Source organism: Pigmentiphaga humi (assembly GCF_900606115.1).
Lineage (GTDB): Bacteria > Pseudomonadota > Gammaproteobacteria > Burkholderiales > Burkholderiaceae_B > Pigmentiphaga > Pigmentiphaga humi.
Genome location: NZ_UWPJ01000020.1, coordinates 30030 through 46156, shown reverse-complemented (window position 1 = coordinate 46156; position 16127 = coordinate 30030). Strand labels below are relative to the sequence as shown.

The 16127-nt window shown below is 69.1% G+C and carries 16 protein-coding genes; 6 read left to right on the top strand and 10 right to left on the bottom strand.

Annotation, left to right across the window (positions count from 1 at the left end; all coding sequences use genetic code 11):
• The first annotated feature begins 175 nt into the window (after nucleotides 1-175).
• Complete coding sequence (locus tag PIGHUM_RS13100) at nucleotides 176-2521, top strand: cytochrome P450/oxidoreductase (protein ID WP_124080052.1); 2346 nt, start codon at nucleotides 176-178, stop codon at nucleotides 2519-2521.
• A gap of 27 nt (nucleotides 2522-2548) precedes the next feature.
• On the opposite strand, the gene PIGHUM_RS13095 is transcribed toward PIGHUM_RS13100, so the two are convergent.
• Entirely contained in the window at nucleotides 2549-3568 is a 1020-nt protein-coding gene (locus tag PIGHUM_RS13095; RefSeq protein ID WP_124080051.1) for a hypothetical protein, read from the bottom strand.
• Between the two features lie 204 nt (nucleotides 3569-3772).
• Between PIGHUM_RS13095 and PIGHUM_RS13090 the strand changes: the two genes are divergently transcribed.
• Entirely contained in the window at nucleotides 3773-4243 is a 471-nt protein-coding gene (locus PIGHUM_RS13090; RefSeq protein WP_124080050.1) for a tRNA (cytidine(34)-2'-O)-methyltransferase, read from the top strand.
• 160 nt (nucleotides 4244-4403) lie between these two features.
• The gene (locus tag PIGHUM_RS13085; RefSeq protein ID WP_124080049.1) at nucleotides 4404-4760 is read left to right on the top strand and encodes a Fic family protein; all 357 of its coding nucleotides are present in this window, start codon (nucleotides 4404-4406) and stop codon (nucleotides 4758-4760) included.
• A gap of 15 nt (nucleotides 4761-4775) precedes the next feature.
• Here the strand turns inward: PIGHUM_RS13085 and PIGHUM_RS13080 are convergent, their stop codons facing one another.
• Nucleotides 4776-6221 carry an NAD-dependent succinate-semialdehyde dehydrogenase gene (locus PIGHUM_RS13080; RefSeq protein ID WP_124080048.1) on the bottom strand — a complete coding sequence of 482 codons (1446 nt, stop codon included), beginning with the start codon at nucleotides 6219-6221 and terminating at the stop codon, nucleotides 4776-4778.
• A 189-nt stretch (nucleotides 6222-6410) separates the two neighbouring features.
• Here PIGHUM_RS13080 and PIGHUM_RS13075 point away from each other — a divergent pair, with 189 nt between their 5' ends.
• Nucleotides 6411-7541, top strand: a complete 1131-nt coding sequence (locus PIGHUM_RS13075) for a cobalamin-independent methionine synthase II family protein (protein WP_124080047.1) — start codon at nucleotides 6411-6413, stop codon at nucleotides 7539-7541.
• A gap of 19 nt (nucleotides 7542-7560) precedes the next feature.
• On the opposite strand, the gene PIGHUM_RS13070 is transcribed toward PIGHUM_RS13075, so the two are convergent.
• From PIGHUM_RS13070 to PIGHUM_RS13035, 8 genes are all read right to left on the bottom strand, one after another.
• Nucleotides 7561-8223, bottom strand: a complete 663-nt coding sequence (locus PIGHUM_RS13070) for a Vgb family protein (protein WP_124080046.1) — start codon at nucleotides 8221-8223, stop codon at nucleotides 7561-7563.
• A gap of 37 nt (nucleotides 8224-8260) precedes the next feature.
• Nucleotides 8261-9493: a helix-turn-helix domain-containing protein gene (locus PIGHUM_RS13065; RefSeq protein ID WP_124080069.1), complete on the bottom strand. Its 1233-nt coding sequence runs from the start codon at nucleotides 9491-9493 to the stop codon at nucleotides 8261-8263.
• Nucleotides 9494-9571: 78 nt separating this feature from the next.
• Nucleotides 9572-10549 carry a Bug family tripartite tricarboxylate transporter substrate binding protein gene (locus PIGHUM_RS13060; RefSeq protein ID WP_124080068.1) on the bottom strand — a complete coding sequence of 326 codons (978 nt, stop codon included), beginning with the start codon at nucleotides 10547-10549 and terminating at the stop codon, nucleotides 9572-9574.
• An 87-nt stretch (nucleotides 10550-10636) separates the two neighbouring features.
• Nucleotides 10637-11221, bottom strand: a complete 585-nt coding sequence (locus tag PIGHUM_RS13055; protein ID WP_124080045.1) for an LOG family protein — start codon at nucleotides 11219-11221, stop codon at nucleotides 10637-10639.
• A gap of 22 nt (nucleotides 11222-11243) precedes the next feature.
• A complete protein-coding gene (locus PIGHUM_RS13050; RefSeq protein ID WP_124080044.1) occupies nucleotides 11244-12296 on the bottom strand; it encodes an NAD(P)H-dependent glycerol-3-phosphate dehydrogenase in 1053 nt (350 codons plus the stop codon).
• 15 nt (nucleotides 12297-12311) lie between these two features.
• Nucleotides 12312-12830, bottom strand: a complete 519-nt coding sequence (gene secB, locus PIGHUM_RS13045; RefSeq protein ID WP_124080043.1) for a protein-export chaperone SecB — start codon at nucleotides 12828-12830, stop codon at nucleotides 12312-12314.
• A 117-nt stretch (nucleotides 12831-12947) separates the two neighbouring features.
• On the bottom strand, nucleotides 12948-13223 hold the full coding sequence (gene grxC, locus PIGHUM_RS13040) for a glutaredoxin 3 (protein ID WP_124080042.1): 276 nt from the start codon (nucleotides 13221-13223) through the stop codon (nucleotides 12948-12950).
• 2 nt (nucleotides 13224-13225) lie between these two features.
• The gene (locus tag PIGHUM_RS13035; RefSeq protein WP_246013161.1) at nucleotides 13226-13630 is read right to left on the bottom strand and encodes a rhodanese-like domain-containing protein; all 405 of its coding nucleotides are present in this window, start codon (nucleotides 13628-13630) and stop codon (nucleotides 13226-13228) included.
• Nucleotides 13631-13898: 268 nt separating this feature from the next.
• Between PIGHUM_RS13035 and gpmA the strand changes: the two genes are divergently transcribed.
• On the top strand, nucleotides 13899-14651 hold the full coding sequence (gene gpmA, locus PIGHUM_RS13030) for a 2,3-diphosphoglycerate-dependent phosphoglycerate mutase (RefSeq protein ID WP_124080041.1): 753 nt from the start codon (nucleotides 13899-13901) through the stop codon (nucleotides 14649-14651).
• Nucleotides 14648-16009, top strand: coding sequence for a murein hydrolase activator EnvC family protein (locus PIGHUM_RS13025; RefSeq protein ID WP_124080040.1), 1362 nt, complete (start codon nucleotides 14648-14650; stop codon nucleotides 16007-16009). Before gpmA ends, PIGHUM_RS13025 begins: the two co-directional genes overlap by 4 nt.
• The last annotated feature ends 118 nt before the right edge of the window (nucleotides 16010-16127 follow it).

Below are 16127 nucleotides of genomic sequence, written 5' to 3'. Positions count from 1 at the left end.
CGGTTCCCGGCCTCCCGCCCGGGAACGCGCTCGCACGTCCCGCCATCCGGCGTTACAACATTCAGGGTTAGCCGCTATCGCAAATTTACGCATTGCGTACAATAATTACGCAAATGACCAAGCGCCCCCTGATGTCACCCCACCGCGGGCGCTTCACGCATCAAGGAGACCCGCCGTGGCCGCATCAACTTCTTCCTCCGCCGAGGGCTGCCCCTTCCACGCAGCGCCGCCCGCCCCGCAAAGCGGCCCTACCGGCTGTCCCATCAGCGCGCGCGCCGCCGAGTTCGACCCGTTCAGCGACGGCTACCAGCAGGATCCGCCCGACTACGTGCGCTGGGCGCGCGAACAGGAACCCGTTTTCTACAGCCCGCAGCTGGGCTACTGGGTGGTCACCCGCTACGACGCCATCAAGGCCATCTTCCGCGACAACCTCACCTTCAGTCCGTCCATCGCGCTGGAGAAGATCACACCCACCGGCCCCGAGGCCAACGCCGTACTCGAGCAGTACGGCTATGCGATGAACCGCACCCTGGTCAACGAAGACGAACCGGCCCACATGCCGCGCCGGCGCATCCTGATGGAGCCCTTCACGGCCGAAGAACTCAAGCACCACGAACCGATGGTGCGCCGGCTCGCGCGCGAGTACGTGGACCGCTTCATCGACAACGGCCGCGCCGACCTGGTGGACCAGATGCTGTGGGAAGTCCCGCTCACCGTAGCCCTGCACTTCCTGGGCGTGCCCGAGGAAGACATGGATACGCTGCGGCGCTACTCCATCGCCCATACCGTCAACACCTGGGGCCGCCCCAGGCCCGAGGAACAGGTGGCCGTGGCGCATGCGGTGGGCAACTTCTGGCAGTACGCCGGCAAGGTGCTGGAGAAAATGCGCCAGGCACCGGACCAGCCCGGCTGGATGCGCTACGGCATACGCAAGCAGAAGGAGCATCCGGAGGTCGTGACCGACTCCTACCTGCATTCGATGATGATGGCGGGCATCGTCGCCGCCCACGAGACCACCGCCAACGCCACGGCCAACGCCATCAAGCTGCTGCTGCAGCATCCCGAATCGTGGCGCGAGATCTGCGAAGATCCGAGCCTGATCCCGAATGCCGTGGAAGAATGCCTGCGCCACAACGGCTCGGTGGCCGCCTGGCGCAGGCTGGTCACGCGCGACGCGCGCATCGAAGGCGTGGACATCCCCGCCGGCTCCAGGCTGCTGATCGTGACCTCCTCGGCCAACCACGACGACCGCCACTTCGCCGACGCGGATTTCTTCGACATCCGGCGCGACAACTCCAGCGATCACCTGACCTTCGGCTACGGCTCGCACCAGTGCATGGGCAAGAACCTGGCGCGCATGGAAATGCAGATTTTCCTGGAGGAACTGACCCGCCGGCTGCCGCACATGCGGCTGACCGGGCAGCGCTTCACCTACGTGCCCAATACCTCGTTCCGCGGCCCCGAGCACCTGTGGGTGGAATGGGATGCTGCGCGCAACCCCGAAAGGCAGCGGCCGGAGATCCTGCAAACCCAGGTGCCGGTGCGCATAGGCGAGCCCTCGCGCCACGCCATCGCCCGCCCGGTGGTGGTGGAAAGCGTGGCGCGGGCCGCCGGCGGCATCGTCCGGCTGCGCCTGGCCTCGCCCGACGGCAAGCCGCTGCCGCGCTGGACGCCGGGCGCCCACATCGACGTGGAATGCGGCGATCCGGAGCGCTCGCGCCAGTACTCGCTGTGCGGCGACCCCGCCGATACGCGCACGCTGGAGATCGCCGTGCTGCACGAGCCGCAGGGCCGAGGCGGATCCGCGTGGATACATGCCCATGTGCAGGCCGGCGACCGGCTGCGCATACGCGGGCCGCGCAACCACTTCCGCCTGGACGAGAGCGCGCGCAAGCTCGTGCTGATTGCCGGCGGCATCGGCATCACGCCCATCAGCGCGATGGCGCGGCGGGCGCGCGGACTGGGCCTGGACTATACGGTCCATTACAGCGGCCGGCGCCGCGCGGACATGGCGCTGCTCGACGAACTGGCGGCGCTGCACGGACCGCGGCTGCAGGTCTACGTGTCGGAGGAAGGACGGCGCAACGACCTGGCCGCGCTGCTGGGCGCGCACGAGCCGGGCCGGCAGGTCTACGCCTGCGGGCCGCTACGCATGCTGCACGCGCTGGAGGCCCTGGGCGCCGGCTGGCCGGACGATGCATTGCGCATCGAGCATTTCGCATCCGACCTGCCGCAGCTCGACCCCTCGCGGGAACATGCGTTCGAAGTGGAGCTGAAGGACTCCGGCATTACCGTCGCCGTCCCCGCCGACCGCACCGTGCTCGCGGCGCTGCGCGCCGCCAACATCGACGTGCCCAGCGACTGCGAGGAAGGATTGTGCGGTTCGTGCGAGGTGCGGGTGCTCGCAGGCAAGGTCGATCACCGCGATAAAGTGCTCACGCGCGCCGAGCGCGAGGCCAATGACCGCATCATGACCTGCTGCTCGCGCGCCTGCGGCGGCAAGCTGGTACTGGAGTTGTAGCGAAACGGGCGCAGCCGCCCGCTGCGTTCAACGCGCGCGCGTCATGGCCCCGGTCAGGGCCGCGTTGGCTTCGCCCAGCAACGTGCCGGCAATGGCCCGGTAGCGGGCCGCATCGGCGTCCACTTCGATGTCCTTGCGCTCGAAGCTGCGGCCGCTCAGCAGGCCGGATACCGCGCCGATGACATTGACGGCGGTATTGGTCACGTCGCGCGTCGTGCCGTAGGCCTCCTGCGAATGGACCGCCTGGCCCAGCTTCACCACCGTGGTCGCATTCGGGCAATAGCCGACGCACTGGCTGCCGCGCACGGTGGTGTAGTTGACCCCGCTTCCCGCCCGCACGGACAGCCCCTGCCCCATCGATACTTCGGCGGCGCCGCCGGCCACCAGCGAGTTGCCGCTGCTCGCGGTATTCAGAAAATCGATGTAGTAGGTGACCTGGGCCACCCCCGCCTTCTGCTCCTTGACCAGCTCGGGCAGTACGCGCATGGGGTTGTTGGCATCGAAGCCGGCAAAGCCGGAGGCGACGCCGGATTCGCCAGGGAACAAGGCCAGCTTGACACCCGTCGGCGCGACCATCAGCACGTCGCCGGTCGCGCTGGAATCGAGCGCGGCAGGATTGGCGACGGCTGCCATCCGGGCGTAGGCCGACGCGGCGCCCAGCGCCGACGGCTCGATGACGGCGAAGCCTCCCGCGCGCAACCTGGCGATGAAATCGGCATAGGCCGCGTCGGCGATGGCCTGGTAATCGGCCGGCTCCAGCCCGCGCAGCTTGCCGCTCATGGCGGCCGAGGCCGAGCCCGAGCTGAAGAGCGCGCTGCGCTGCGACGCGGCTTTGGCGGACTGGCTGAACGCCACGCGAAAAGCGCCGATGACGATGCGGCTCTCGCCCTTGACGTAGTCCGCGCCGGATACCTCGACACGATCCAGCGGCACGCCGAAGGCGCCGCGCTCGGTCGCGGGTTGATTGCCTCCCGGCGTGACGCAGCCGGCCAGCCCCCATGCAAGACTCAATGCCGCGGCAGGCCGCAGCGTCCGGATCCATTTCACGAGCCCTTCCCCCTTTTCTGTTCAGGCGCCGGGAAGTTCACGCGCAGTCGTGGACCCGGGCGCCGATCCCGCGCATTGCGCGGGCAAGGGGGCGATTCTGCCGCGGCCCCGTTGGGGCAGCAATCCCGCGAACTCGGGGGGACGGGCCGCCGCGCAGCCTCGATGCGGTACCATCGGCGCATCCTCACCCTCTCCGGCTCACCCGTGTTCCACGTCGTCCTCGTCTCGCCAGAAATTCCGCCCAACACCGGCAACGCCATCCGGCTGGCCGCCAATACCGGCGTGCAGCTGCATCTGGTCCGGCCGCTGGGGTTCGAGCTGGATGACGCCAAGCTGCGGCGGGCGGGCCTCGATTACCACGAATGGGCCGCGATGAAAGTGCATGACGGTTTCGCCGACGCCATCGCCGCCACCGGCGCCGCGCCCGACCGGGTGTTCGCCTTCACCACGAAAGGATCGCGGCCGTTCGGCACCGCGGCTTTCCTGCCGGGCGACGTGTTCGTGTTCGGCAGCGAAACCTCCGGCCTCCCCCCGGCCATCCGCGACGCGTTTCCCGAAGCGCAGCGGCTGCGCCTGCCCATGCGCCCGGGCCAGCGCAGCCTGAACCTGTCGAATTCAGTGGCGGTCGCGGTGTTCGAGGCCTGGCGGCAGCAGGGGTACGCGGGTGGAATGTGAGCCGGCGCGTGCTTCGCGCAAGGCGTAGTAATTGCCGTCAGCGTGCCCGATGGTCTGAGCAAGCCCTATCGTTGCAGAACATCGGCTTGGCCAGCGGGCAGGAACTCAATCTTGCGGGCCTGCTGCTGTTCGGCAGGCAGCCAGTTACCAGCCCGCGTTCATGGTCAAAGCGGTGGCCTTCCCTGGCACCGTGCGGCGCAATCCCACGCTGACCGAACATGCCACGCACATCCTGCCATATCGCGGCTTGGGCACCGGCATCCCGCGCGCCCTGGGGGAATGGCCCGACATCCGGTTCGAGGACGAAATAGCGGGCAACCAGTTCAAGGCGGTGATCCCGAGGCCGGCGGCCGGCGACACCACCCCGCAAGTTACCCCGCAAGTTGGAACGCTGCTTGCGCGGCTCGATGGCGAAATGACCCGGCCGGACAAGCCCAACAGCCGGAACCAGCGCTACCGGCTGACGGGCATCGGACGGCGCTGGCTGGAAACGCATCCCGGTGGCAGTTCGAATTGACGGCGTCCGCCTCGCCTACCAATCCACCGCGATGTACTTGGTCTCCATGTACTCCTGCATGCCCTCGTAGCTGCCCTCGCGTCCCAGCCCGCTCTGCTTCATGCCGCCGAACGGCGCGGCCGGATCGGAAACCAGGCCGCGATTGACCGCCACCATGCCGAACTCCAGGCCTTCGGCGAGCTTGAGGCCGCGCGCCAGGTCGCCGCTGTAGACGTAGGCCACCAGGCCGTATTCGGTGGCATTGGCCAGTTCGAGCATGCGCTCGGCGGAGTCCGCCTTCACGATGGGCGCGACCGGCCCGAAGATCTCTTCGGCCAGCAGGCGGCTGTCGAGCGGCACGTCGGCCAGCACCGTGGGCTCGTAGAAATAGCCCGGCCCCGGCACGCGGCTGCCGCCGCAGACCAGCCTCGCGCCCCGGCCCACGGCGTCCTGCACCAGCTCGTCGACCTTGTCGCGGGTCGCCTCGTCCACCAGGCTGCCGACCTGCGTCCCTTCGTCCAGGCCGTGGCCGATCTTCTGGGCGCGCATGCGCTCGGCGAACGCCTCGACGAAGGCATCGTAGACCCCGGCTCCCGCATAGAAGCGGTTGGCCGCCGTGCAGGCCTCGCCCATATTGCGCATCTTGGCGATCATCGCGCCGTCGACGGCGGCCGCCACGTCGGCATCGTCCAGGACCAGGAACGGCGCGTTGCCGCCCAGCTCCATGGGCGTCTTGAGCACCTGGTCGGCGGCGGCCTTGATCAGCGTGCGGCCCACTTCGGTCGAACCGGTGAACGACAGCAGCCGGATGCGCGGGTCGTGCAGCCAGTGGTCCACCAGCGGCGAAGAGCGCGACGACGGCACGATGTTGACCACGCCCGCCGGCACGCCGGCTTCTTCCAGCAGCTCGGCCAGCGCCAGCATGGTCAGCGGCGTGGCGGACGCGGGCTTGACCAGCGCGGTGCAGCCCGCCGCCAGCGCCGGCGCGATCTTGCGCGTACCCATGGCGGCCGGGAAGTTCCATGGCGTGACCAGCACCACCACGCCTATGGGCTGGTGCTGGACCATGATGCGGTAGCCGCCCGCCGGCGCATGGCTCAGCGAGCCGAGGTTGCGGCAGGCTTCCTCCGAATACCAACGGAAGAACTCGGCCGCGTAGCGCACCTCGGCGCGGCTGTCGGACAGGGGCTTGCCGTTTTCCAGCGTGATGATGCGCGCGAGGGTCTCCAGCCGCTCCATCATCAGCCCGTGCACCTTGCGCAGGATCTCGGCGCGCTCGCGCGCGGGCACGGCCGACCACTTCGGCAGCGCCGCCGCGGCGGCGTCTGCGGCGGCCCGCGCCTCGGCGATGCCGCCGTCCGCCACCTCGGCCAGCACCTTGCCGGTCGCGGGATCCGACACCTTGAACGTGCCCCGGTCCGAGGCGGGCACCCAGTGGCCGTCTATGTAAAGTCCAGTGTGCAGCTTGGGCAACTCATGCATGAGGGTCTCCGTCGAAAAATCGTGAACGCGCGGGATCATGGAACCATGATATTCCGTCTCGACGACGCCAACAGGCCCAGACCTGCCCAGGATGCCGGGCGAACCGCGCAGAACGGCTAACATACCTCCGGCGAATATGCCGCCCGCCTGGCGCGGACAGACTCGCGCCCATGAACCCTAAGGAATGCCATGCCCATCCTCACCACCCACGTCGGCAGCCTCCCGCGCGGAGACGAATTGGCGCAACTGCTGCTCGCGCGCGACCACGGCCAGGAGGTCGAGGCGGAGCACTTCGAAGCCGTCGTGCAGGCCGCCATCGATGAAGCGGTGCGCAAGCAGGCCGAGGCGGGCGTGGACATCATGAGCGACGGCGAACTCGGCAAGGTCGGCTATGCCACCTACATCACCGAACGCCTGGAAGGCTTCGGCGGCCACGTGGACCGCACGCCGGCCAAGGATCTCGCGCCTTTTCCCGAACTGCGCAAGAAACTCGCCGCCATCATGGGCGCGCAGGAGTTCGTGCGCGCGGCCTGCATCGGGCCGGTCAAGCTGCGCACGCTGGAGCCCTGCCTGGCCGACATCCGCCGCTTCCAGTCCGCGCTCCAGCGGCACGGCCAGGGCCGCCGCGGCTTCATGAACGCGGCCTCGCCCGGCCTGGTCACGGCCTTCCAGCCCAACCAGCACTACCCCACGCACGAGGCCTACCTGGCCGACCTGGTGCAGGCCATGCAGCCCGAATACGAAGCCATTGCCGCGGCCGGCCTCGATTTGCAACTCGACTGTCCGGACCTGGCGATGTCGGCGCATACCGGCTATCAGAATCTCGGCGAAGCCGAGTTCATCGAGCGCGTCTGGCAGAACGTGGAGGCGCTGAACGCCGCCACGCGCAACATTCCCGCCGAGAGACTGCGCATGCACATCTGCTGGGGCAACTACGAGGGCCCGCATCACTGCGACATCGCACTGGAGAAGATCATCGACGCAGTGCTGGCGGCACGCCCCGCCACCATCCTGTTCGAAGCCGCCAATCCGCGCCACGAGCATGAATGGGAAATCTGGCGCGCAGCCAAGCTGCCCGAGGAAAAAATCCTCGCGCCCGGCCTGATCGACAGCTGTTCGAACTATGTCGAGCATCCGGAACTGATCCGGCAGCGCATCGAGCGTTTCACGTCCTTCGTCGGCGAAGACCGCGTGGTGGCGAGCACCGATTGCGGCTTCGGCACCTTCGCCAACTACGGCAAGATCGACCCGGCCATCACATGGATGAAGCTGGCGGCGCTGCGGGAAGGAGCCGACCGGGCGATGCGCCGGGCCGCCTGAGCCTGGGACGAGACCGCGCCTAGGACCTGTTCACGTCCGCTCGCGCGGCGCCGCGCGGACGGCGCACGGTGCGCAGCTTGCCGCTCTCGCCCCCGCCGCAGAAGAACAGATCCGCGCCGTCCGACTCCAGTCCGGAGACACCCGTGCCGGACGGCATGCCGACCACCTCCTGCACCTCGCCGCTGGCCGGATCGAGCCGCCGCAAGTCGCTGGCGCCGTCTTCCCAGGTACCGTGCCACAGCTGGCCATCGACCCAGGTCACGCCGGTGACGAAGCGCTCGGCCGCGATGACCCGCAGCAATGTGCCGGTTTCCGGGTCGAGCTGGAGGATCCGGCGCGCCTTGTAGTGTCCGACCCAGAGCGAGCCTTCGGCCCAGGCCAGCCCCGAACTGTCCTCGCCGGCGGGCGATGCGATCGTGGCGATGACCCCGCCGGTACCAGGGTCGATCTTGTTGATGCGACCGTCCGCGAGCTGGAACAAGTGCCGGCCGTCGTAGGCCGTGCCGGCCCGCGCGGCAACGTCGATCGTGCGAACGACCTCGCCGCTGGCCGGATCGAGAGCCTGGAGTTTCTCGCCGGTGGCGAACCAGACGAGGCGGCCATCGTAGCTCACGCCGTGGATGGCCTCGGCGCCGGGGAAGGGTCCGTATTCGCGGACGATGTGCGCTTGGAATGTATTCATGATGTGCTCCTTTCCGGGATGATGGGGTACGCAGGAGTCATCCTAGGTCCGCCGGCAGCGGCGGTGGGAGTAACAAGCTTGTCGCGAATCCCGGCAGCGGCGAGGCCGCCCAGCGCCGGGCCCGGCCCTGGCCGAAGGCCTGGACCTTGCCCTCCCGGCCCAGCGCGTCCAGCGCGCGCTGCACCGTCCGTTGGCTCGACCCGAGCGCCAGCGCCATGGCGGAACTGGACCAGGGCTGGCCGTCGGCAAGCAGCGCCAGTACGTGCGCGTGCGGTTCGCGCGCCGGGTGTTCGAGCACGCCGACCTCGCCCGGCCGGGCCGGCGCCAGCAGGAAACCGCGCGAGGTCGCCCGGACGCCGGCAATCGGCTCCAGGGCCGCGCGCAAGCGCCCCATTTCGACGCGCAGCCGCGCGCGGTGCGTCTCGTCGGGATGGCGGGTGCGAAAGACGCGCGCGATGAGGTCGGCGCGCGGAACGTCTTCGGGCCAGGCCAACCCCAGCGCGCGCGCCAGCTCGAACAGCACCGGCCGGCGCGCCAGCGGCACGGAAAGCCTGCCGGCGCGCACCACGTGCCGGCAGGCGTCGATCACCAGCATGGCGCTGGCCTGCAATGCCTCCACCTCGTCGAGCAACAGCGGCTGCTCGCCTCCGCGCGCGATCAGGCGGGCCGCCGGCAGATCGAGATGGCGCGCGGCCAGGCCGATTTCCGCTTCCAGCGCGGGAATGCCCGCCGACTGCGCCGCCTGGCGCGCCCGGGCCAGCGCGGCGCGCGCCGCGGCCGCGCGCACCCTGCGCACGGCGACGCCGGCTTCGGCCATGGCATGGGCCGCGCGCGCGGCGGGCCGCAGGAAGGCAATAGAAGCATCGAGCGAGGCCAGCGCGCGTTCGGCCGTATCGAGGCGGCCGAGCAGCAATGCGTGGCGAGCCTCGAGCAAACGCGCGTGCGCGGCGTTGTGCCGGTCGCCCCGCGCCTCGAGAAGGGTGCGAGCGGCCTCCAGCGCCTGCGTGGGCCAGTCCAGTTCGCGCGCGGCCAGCGCGATCTCCGCCTCGGCCACCACGCAGCGGGCGCGCGCCACCGGCGAACGCTGGCCGAAAGCGCGCGCTGCGCGCCGGACCAAGGTCCGGGCGCGGCCCAGCTCGCCCAACTGCGCCATGGCGATGCCGCGCAGCGCGAGCGCGTCCGCATCGTCGCGCAAGGCGATGCGATTCAGTGCGTCTAGGGGGTCGCCGGCGGCGAGCGCCCGCGCCGCGGCGACGATGGGCTCATCCACTGGATGGACGCGGGAGACGCCGCGGCGGCCTCGGCCGGCGGCACGCCCTGGGGACATGCGCCGGCCCGCCGAGCCGGATCAGTCCAGCGTCAGGTTCAGGCGCTTGATCACCGCGCCCAGGGTCTGCTGTTCTTTCTTGATCAGCGCGGTCAGTTCGGCCGGCGTGGACGGCGCAGCCGTGAAGTACTGCGCGGTGAGCTGCTTCTGGACCTCTTCGTCCTTGATGATCTGCACCAGTTCCTTGTTCAGCCGGTCGATGATGGGCTGGGGCGTGCCGGCCGGCATCAGGACGGCTTGCCAGGAAATGACCTCGAAGTTGGGCACGCCGGCTTCGGCCATGGTGGGCAGGTCGGGCAGCGCCGGGCTGCGCTTGAGGCTGGTCACGGCCAGCGCCTTGACCTTGCCGTCGCGTACCTGCGGCATGGCGATGGCCGGCACCATGAAGCCGGCCTGCACCTGGCCGCCCAGCATGGCGGTGATGACCTGCGGGAAGCCGGCATAAGGCACGTGCAGAATGTCCAGGTTCTCGTTGCCCTTGAGCAGTTCCATCGCCAGGTGGGCGGAGCTGCCGGCGCCGACGGAGCCGTAGTTCAGCTTGCCCGGCTCTTTCTTGAGCAGCTGGGTGAAGGACTTGACCGAATCGACGTTCAGCGAAGGCGGCACGACCAGGACGTTGGGGCTGGTGGCCACCAGCGTGACCGGCGCCAGGTCCTTGAGCGGATCGTAGTTGAGCTTGCTGTACAGCGCCGGCGCGGTGGCCAGCGGTCCGTTGATGGTGAACAGCATGGTGTAGCCGTCCGGCGCCGCGTGGGCCACCGTGCCGGTTCCGATGTTGCCGCCGGCGCCCGGCTTGTTGTCGATGACGATCGCCTGGCCGAGCTGCTTGCCCAGCGGCTGCGCGATGACGCGGGCGATGATGTCGGGCGACGAGCCGGCCGGGAACGGCACGACCAGCTTGATCGGACGGCTGGGCCAGTCGGCCGGCTGCGCGGCGACGGGAGCTGCGGCCGCGCCGGCCATGACGGCGACGGCGGTGCCGAGCAGGCGGCGGCGCATCGTGCCGGCGCAAGCGAGGGAATCAAAAGCACGCATGGATATCTCCAGTTATTCGTGTCTGCTTGTTGTTTATCGGGCGGCCAGACCTCATACCGCTTCGCCATTCTCTGCCCATCGATCCACATGCACCGGCTGCGCGCTGGCAAGGCGATCCAGCAAGCGGCCGATGTCGGTGTCGACGATCAGCAAATCCAGATGGTCCGCGCGTACGAAGCCCTGTTCATGGGCATGGCGCGCGAAGGCCAGCAACGTATCGTAATAGCCGTAGGCATTGAGCAAGCCGATCGGCTTGTCGTGGTAGCCGATCTGTTTCCAGGTCAGCACCTCGAAAAGTTCGTCCAGGGTGCCGAAACCGCCGGGCAGCGCGACGAAGGCGTCGGACAGTTCGACCATGCGCGCCTTGCGCGCATGCATGCTCGGCACCACGAACATGTCGTTCAAGCCCTTGTGGCCGATTTCACGGTCCCACAGGCGCTCGGGGATGATGCCTGTCACCGGCCCGCCGGCGGCCAGCGCGGCATCGGCGATTTCGCCCATCAATCCCACGCTGCCGCCGCCGTACACCAGGCGCAGGCCGCGCTGCGCCATCGTGCGGCCGACGTCGCGCGCCAATTGGGCGTAGGCGGGATCCTTGCCCGCGCTCGCGCCGCAGTATACGCAAACGGTATCCATCCGGACTCCTGGAAATTCGCCGCTACGCGCCAGGGCGCGAAGGGGCGGTTTCCTCTTTGGGGTTGCGCGCCATCAGGCGCGAGACGGCTTCAGCCGGAGAAACGCCTTCGAACAACACGGCGCATACCGCCTCGGTGATGGGCATCTCGATGCCGTGCCGGCGGGCCAGGTCGCGCACCGCCGGCGCGCAGCGCACGCCTTCGGCGACCTGGGTCATGTCCCCCAGGATATCGTCCAGCGACTTGCCCCGGCCGATCTCCAGGCCGACGTGGCGGTTGCGGGACAGGTCGCCTGTCGCGGTCAGAATCAGGTCGCCCAGGCCGGTCAGGCCGGAAAACGTGTCCGCCTGCGCCCCCAGCGCCACGCCCAGCCGCGTCATCTCGGCCAGTCCGCGGGTCACCAGGGCGGCACGGGCGTTGGCGCCCATCCCCAGGCCGTCGCCGATGCCGCAAGCGATGGCCATGACGTTCTTGAGCGCGCCGCCGACTTCGACGCCGATCACGTCCTCGCTGCCGTAGACGCGTATGGCCGCGCCGTGCAGCGCCTCGGTGACGCGGCCGCGCAGTTCGGCGCTGGCGCTCGCGACGGTCAGCGCGACCGGCAGCCCCTGCGCGACCTCGCGCGCGAAAGACGGGCCGGACAGCACGCCGGCCATGATGCCGGTCCCGGCGAAGGCTTCCTGGGCGATGGCGTGCGGCAGGCGGCCGGTGGCGGCGTCCAGGCCCTTGCAGGTCCAGACCACGGCCAAGTCGTCCAGGCCGTGGCGCTGCACGCCCTCGGCCACCTCGCGGCAGGCCTGCTCCATGCCGGCCACCGGTACGCCCAGGATCATCAAGGACCGCCCCGCGCCGCGCAGATGCTCGAACAGATCGTCCAGCCCGCTGGTGACGAGCAATGCCTCGGGCAGGGCGACGCCCGGCAGGTAGGACGCGTTCTCGCGCGCCTGCGCGATGCGGCGCGCCTGCTCCGGCCGACGCGCCCACAGCATCGTGGGATGGTTGCGGGCGCTGGCGGCGGCCAGCGCCGTCCCCCAGCTACCCGCCCCCAGGACGGCGACCTGCAGATCCGTCGCCATGGCGCGCCTCTCGGCTCAGTGTTTTACGCCAGCGGGCAGGATCAGGCCGCTGTCCTGGCTGCCGTTCTGGCCGGCGGCGGCCTGCTGCTCGGCCATGGCCTGGGCGACGCGCTGCTCGTAGATGGCCTGGAAGTTGACTTCGGCCAGGTGCAGCGGCGCCATCGAGGCGCGCGTGATGGCGTCGGCGATATTGCCGCGCAGGTAGGGATAGATGATGCCGGGGCAGGCGATACCCAGGATCGGATCGAGCTGCTCGACCGGCAGGTTGGCCAGTTCGAAGATCCCGGCCTGCTTGCCCTCGACCAGGTACAGGACCTTGTCACCGATCTTGGTGGTGACGGTGGCGGTGACGGTCACTTCGAACACGGTTTCCGCCAGCGCCTGCGCGCCCACGTCGATGGCAACCTCGACGCCGGGTTGCTCGGTTTCCAGGAAGATCTGGGGAGCATTCGGCAGCTCCAGCGACAAGTCTTTCAAGTAGACGCGCTGGATGTTGAACACGGGGGCGGCTTGTTGCTCTTGATTGTCGGACATGAGGGGAAACTCAGGAAAACGGAAAGCCTGCTGGCTGGATCCGGCCTCCGGTAAGCGCGAGGCCGATACGTATACACCGATAAAAACATGCCGGAGCGAGCCCCGGCCACTGCGAAATCATTGCCCCGGCACGGCATCGCCGTTGAGCAGCGGCAACAGCCCGCCCGCGCGGTCGAGCGCGGCCAGGTCGTCGAAGCCGCCCACATGAGTATCGCCGATATAGATCTGCGGCACGGTGCGTCGGCCGGTGCGCGCCATCATCTCGGCGCGCAGCTGCGGTTCGGCGTCGATGCGAAGCTTCTCGATCTGCTCGACGCCGCGCTGCTTGAGCAGCATTTCGGCCCGCGTGCAGTACGGACAATACCCCGTGGAATACATCGACACCTTTTGCATGGTTACCCCTTGGCGATGGGCAGGCCGGCCCGCACCCATCCGGACAGGCCTCCTGCCAGGCTGCTGACTTCGGCGAAGCCGCCGGACTTGAAGCTGGCGACGGCCTTGGCGGCGTCGCGGCCATCGGCGCCCACCAGGATCAGCGGCTTGTTCTTGGGCAGGCCGCCGGCCTTCTGGGCCAGGGCGTCGGCCGGAACGCTGCGCGACTGGGCGATGTGGCCGGCTGCATAGTCGGCGACGGAGCGGATGTCGACGAAAACGGCTTGGCGCTGGTTGACGGCGGCCGTGGCTTCGGCAGGACTGAGCGCGCCGCCGGACTGGCCGCCGCGCATGGATTGCCACACCAGCAGGCCGCCCGAAACGAGCGCCAGGGCAATCAGGAGAATGTTGTCGACGATGAATTCCACGTACGGATCCTGGTAAAGGTTGCGAAGGCGTTACGCCCGCTTACGAACTGGCAAATGGCCGGAAACCGGCGGACCACCTGGTGTTCCGCCGGTTTCCGGCCTTGTCGGCAGGGCCCGGTCCGGCCCCCGCAGCAAGTCGGTGCCACGGGATTATAAAATGTGCGGATAAGTACCGCTTTTTCAAGCCGGGCCTGCCGTTTTTCCCTCGTACGGGCGGCCCGGCCGATTGTATTCAACCTCCACCACGCAGCCCGGCTGCCCCCAGGACATGGTCAAACTCGTACTGATGCGTCACGGCGAAAGCCAATGGAACCTCGAAAACCGCTTCACCGGCTGGACGGACATCGATCTGACGGAAAAAGGCCGCGAAGAGGCCCGCAAGGCCGGCGAACTGCTCAAGCAGGAAGGCTACGACTTCGACCTGGCCTACACCTCGGTGCTGCGCCGGGCGATCCGCACGCTGTGGATCGCGCTGGACGCCATGGACCGCATGTACCTGCCGGTGGAGCCCAGCTGGCGACTGAACGAACGCCACTACGGCGCGCTGCAGGGTTTGAACAAGGCCGAGACCGCCGCCAGGTTCGGCGAGGCCCAGGTGCTGACGTGGCGCCGCGCCTACGCCATCGCGCCCGATCCCCTGGCGCAGGACGATGAGCGCCACCCGCGCTTCGACGCCCGCTACCAGGACCTGGACCCCGCCGAGCTGCCCGCCACCGAATGCCTGAAGGACACCGTTGCGCGCGTGGTGCCTTACTGGAACGACACCATCGCCCCCTCGCTGAAAGCCGGCAAGCGCGTGCTGATCGCCGCCCACGGCAACAGCCTGCGCGCGCTGATCAAGCACCTGGACGGCATCTCGGACGACGACATCGTCGGCCTGAACATCCCGACCGCCCAGCCGCTGGTCTACGAACTGGACGACGACCTCAAGCCCATCCGCCACTACTACCTTGGCAATGCCGACGAGATCGCCGCCGCCATGGCGGCCGTGGCCGCCCAAGGAAAGGCCCAGGCCAAGTGAAGCGGCTGGCGGCGGTTCTGCTGATCGCGCTGCCCGCCTCGGCCGGCTGGCCGCTGCCGGCCGCCGCCGCCGACGCGGGCAAGGCGACCGACCCGGCGGCGGTCGCGCGTGAGCGCGAAGCGCTGCGCAAGCGCCTGGATGCGCTCAAGAAAGACATCGCCGAAGGCGAGGAAGAGCATGCCGACGCGGCCGACGCCTTGAAGGAGTCGGAGCAGACCATTTCCCGGGCCAACCGCCGCCTGGCCGAGATCGGCGGCAACCAGCGCCGCGCCAATGCCGAACTGGCAAAGCAGACACAGGCCATCGCCGAGAAAGAAAAGAATCTTGCCCAGCGCCAGGCCCATCTGGCCGAACTGCTGCGCCGCCAGTACGCGGTGGGCGGCCTGACGCCCTGGGGCGCGCTGCTGTCGGGCGACGACCCGCAGCGGCTGAACCGCAACCTCGCCTACCTGGGCTACATCGCCCAGTCGCGCGCGCAGACCGTGACCGAGTTGCAGGAAGAACTGGACGACCTGGGCAAGATGCGCGCCCAGGCCGACGCCAAGCGCGCCGAGCTGGCCCAGCTGGCCGCCGAGGAAGCCGGCCAGCGCCAGGAGCTGATCAAGCAGTCCGAGCAGCGCCGCAAGGTGCTGCAGCAATTGTCTTCCAAGCTGGACACCCAGCGCCGCCAGGCCGCCAACCTGGCGCGCGACGAACAGCGCCTGTCCCGTGTGATCGAAGACCTGACCCGGATGTTGGCGCAGCGCGCCGAGGAAGCCCGCCGCAAGGCCGAACAGGCGCGCAAGGCAGAGCAGGCGCGCCGGGCGGCGGAACAGGCCCGGCGCGCTGCCGAGCAGCGGGCCGCGGAACAAGCCGCGCGCGCCGCCGGCAAGCCGCCGCCTCCCCCTCCTCCGCCGCCGGAGCCGCCGCCCGAACGCGCCGTCGCGCGCAACGACACGCTGCCCGACGCCTCGCTGGCGGGCCAGTTCGAGAAACTGCGCGGACGCCTGCGCCTGCCGGTGCGCGGCGACGTGGTCGGCCGCTTCGGCTCGCCGCGCGGCGAGGGAGGTTCGTGGAAGGGCGTGTTCATCCGCGCCTCCGAAGGCACGGACGTGCACGCGGTGGCCGCCGGCAAAGTGGTGTTCGCGGATTGGCTGCGCGGCTTCGGCAACCTGCTGATCATCGATCACGGCAGCCAGTATCTGTCCATTTATGGCAACAACCAGTCGGTGCTGCGCCACGTCGGCGACGATGTCAAGGGCGGCGACGTGGTCGCCAACGTCGGGGCGACCGGAGGGCAGGCGGAATCAGGCCTATACTTTGAACTCCGGCATCGCGGCGCGCCGTTTGATCCGCTCAATTGGGCGTCGTTGCGCTGATCCCCCCGGCACGGATATCCTTTTCGCAGGCGCCCTGCGCGCGCCATTTTTTTTCCATCAATCGACATTCGACGAGAACCCGAGCGGCCCCTGGGAGTCCAAGCGTTTCAACCCAGCT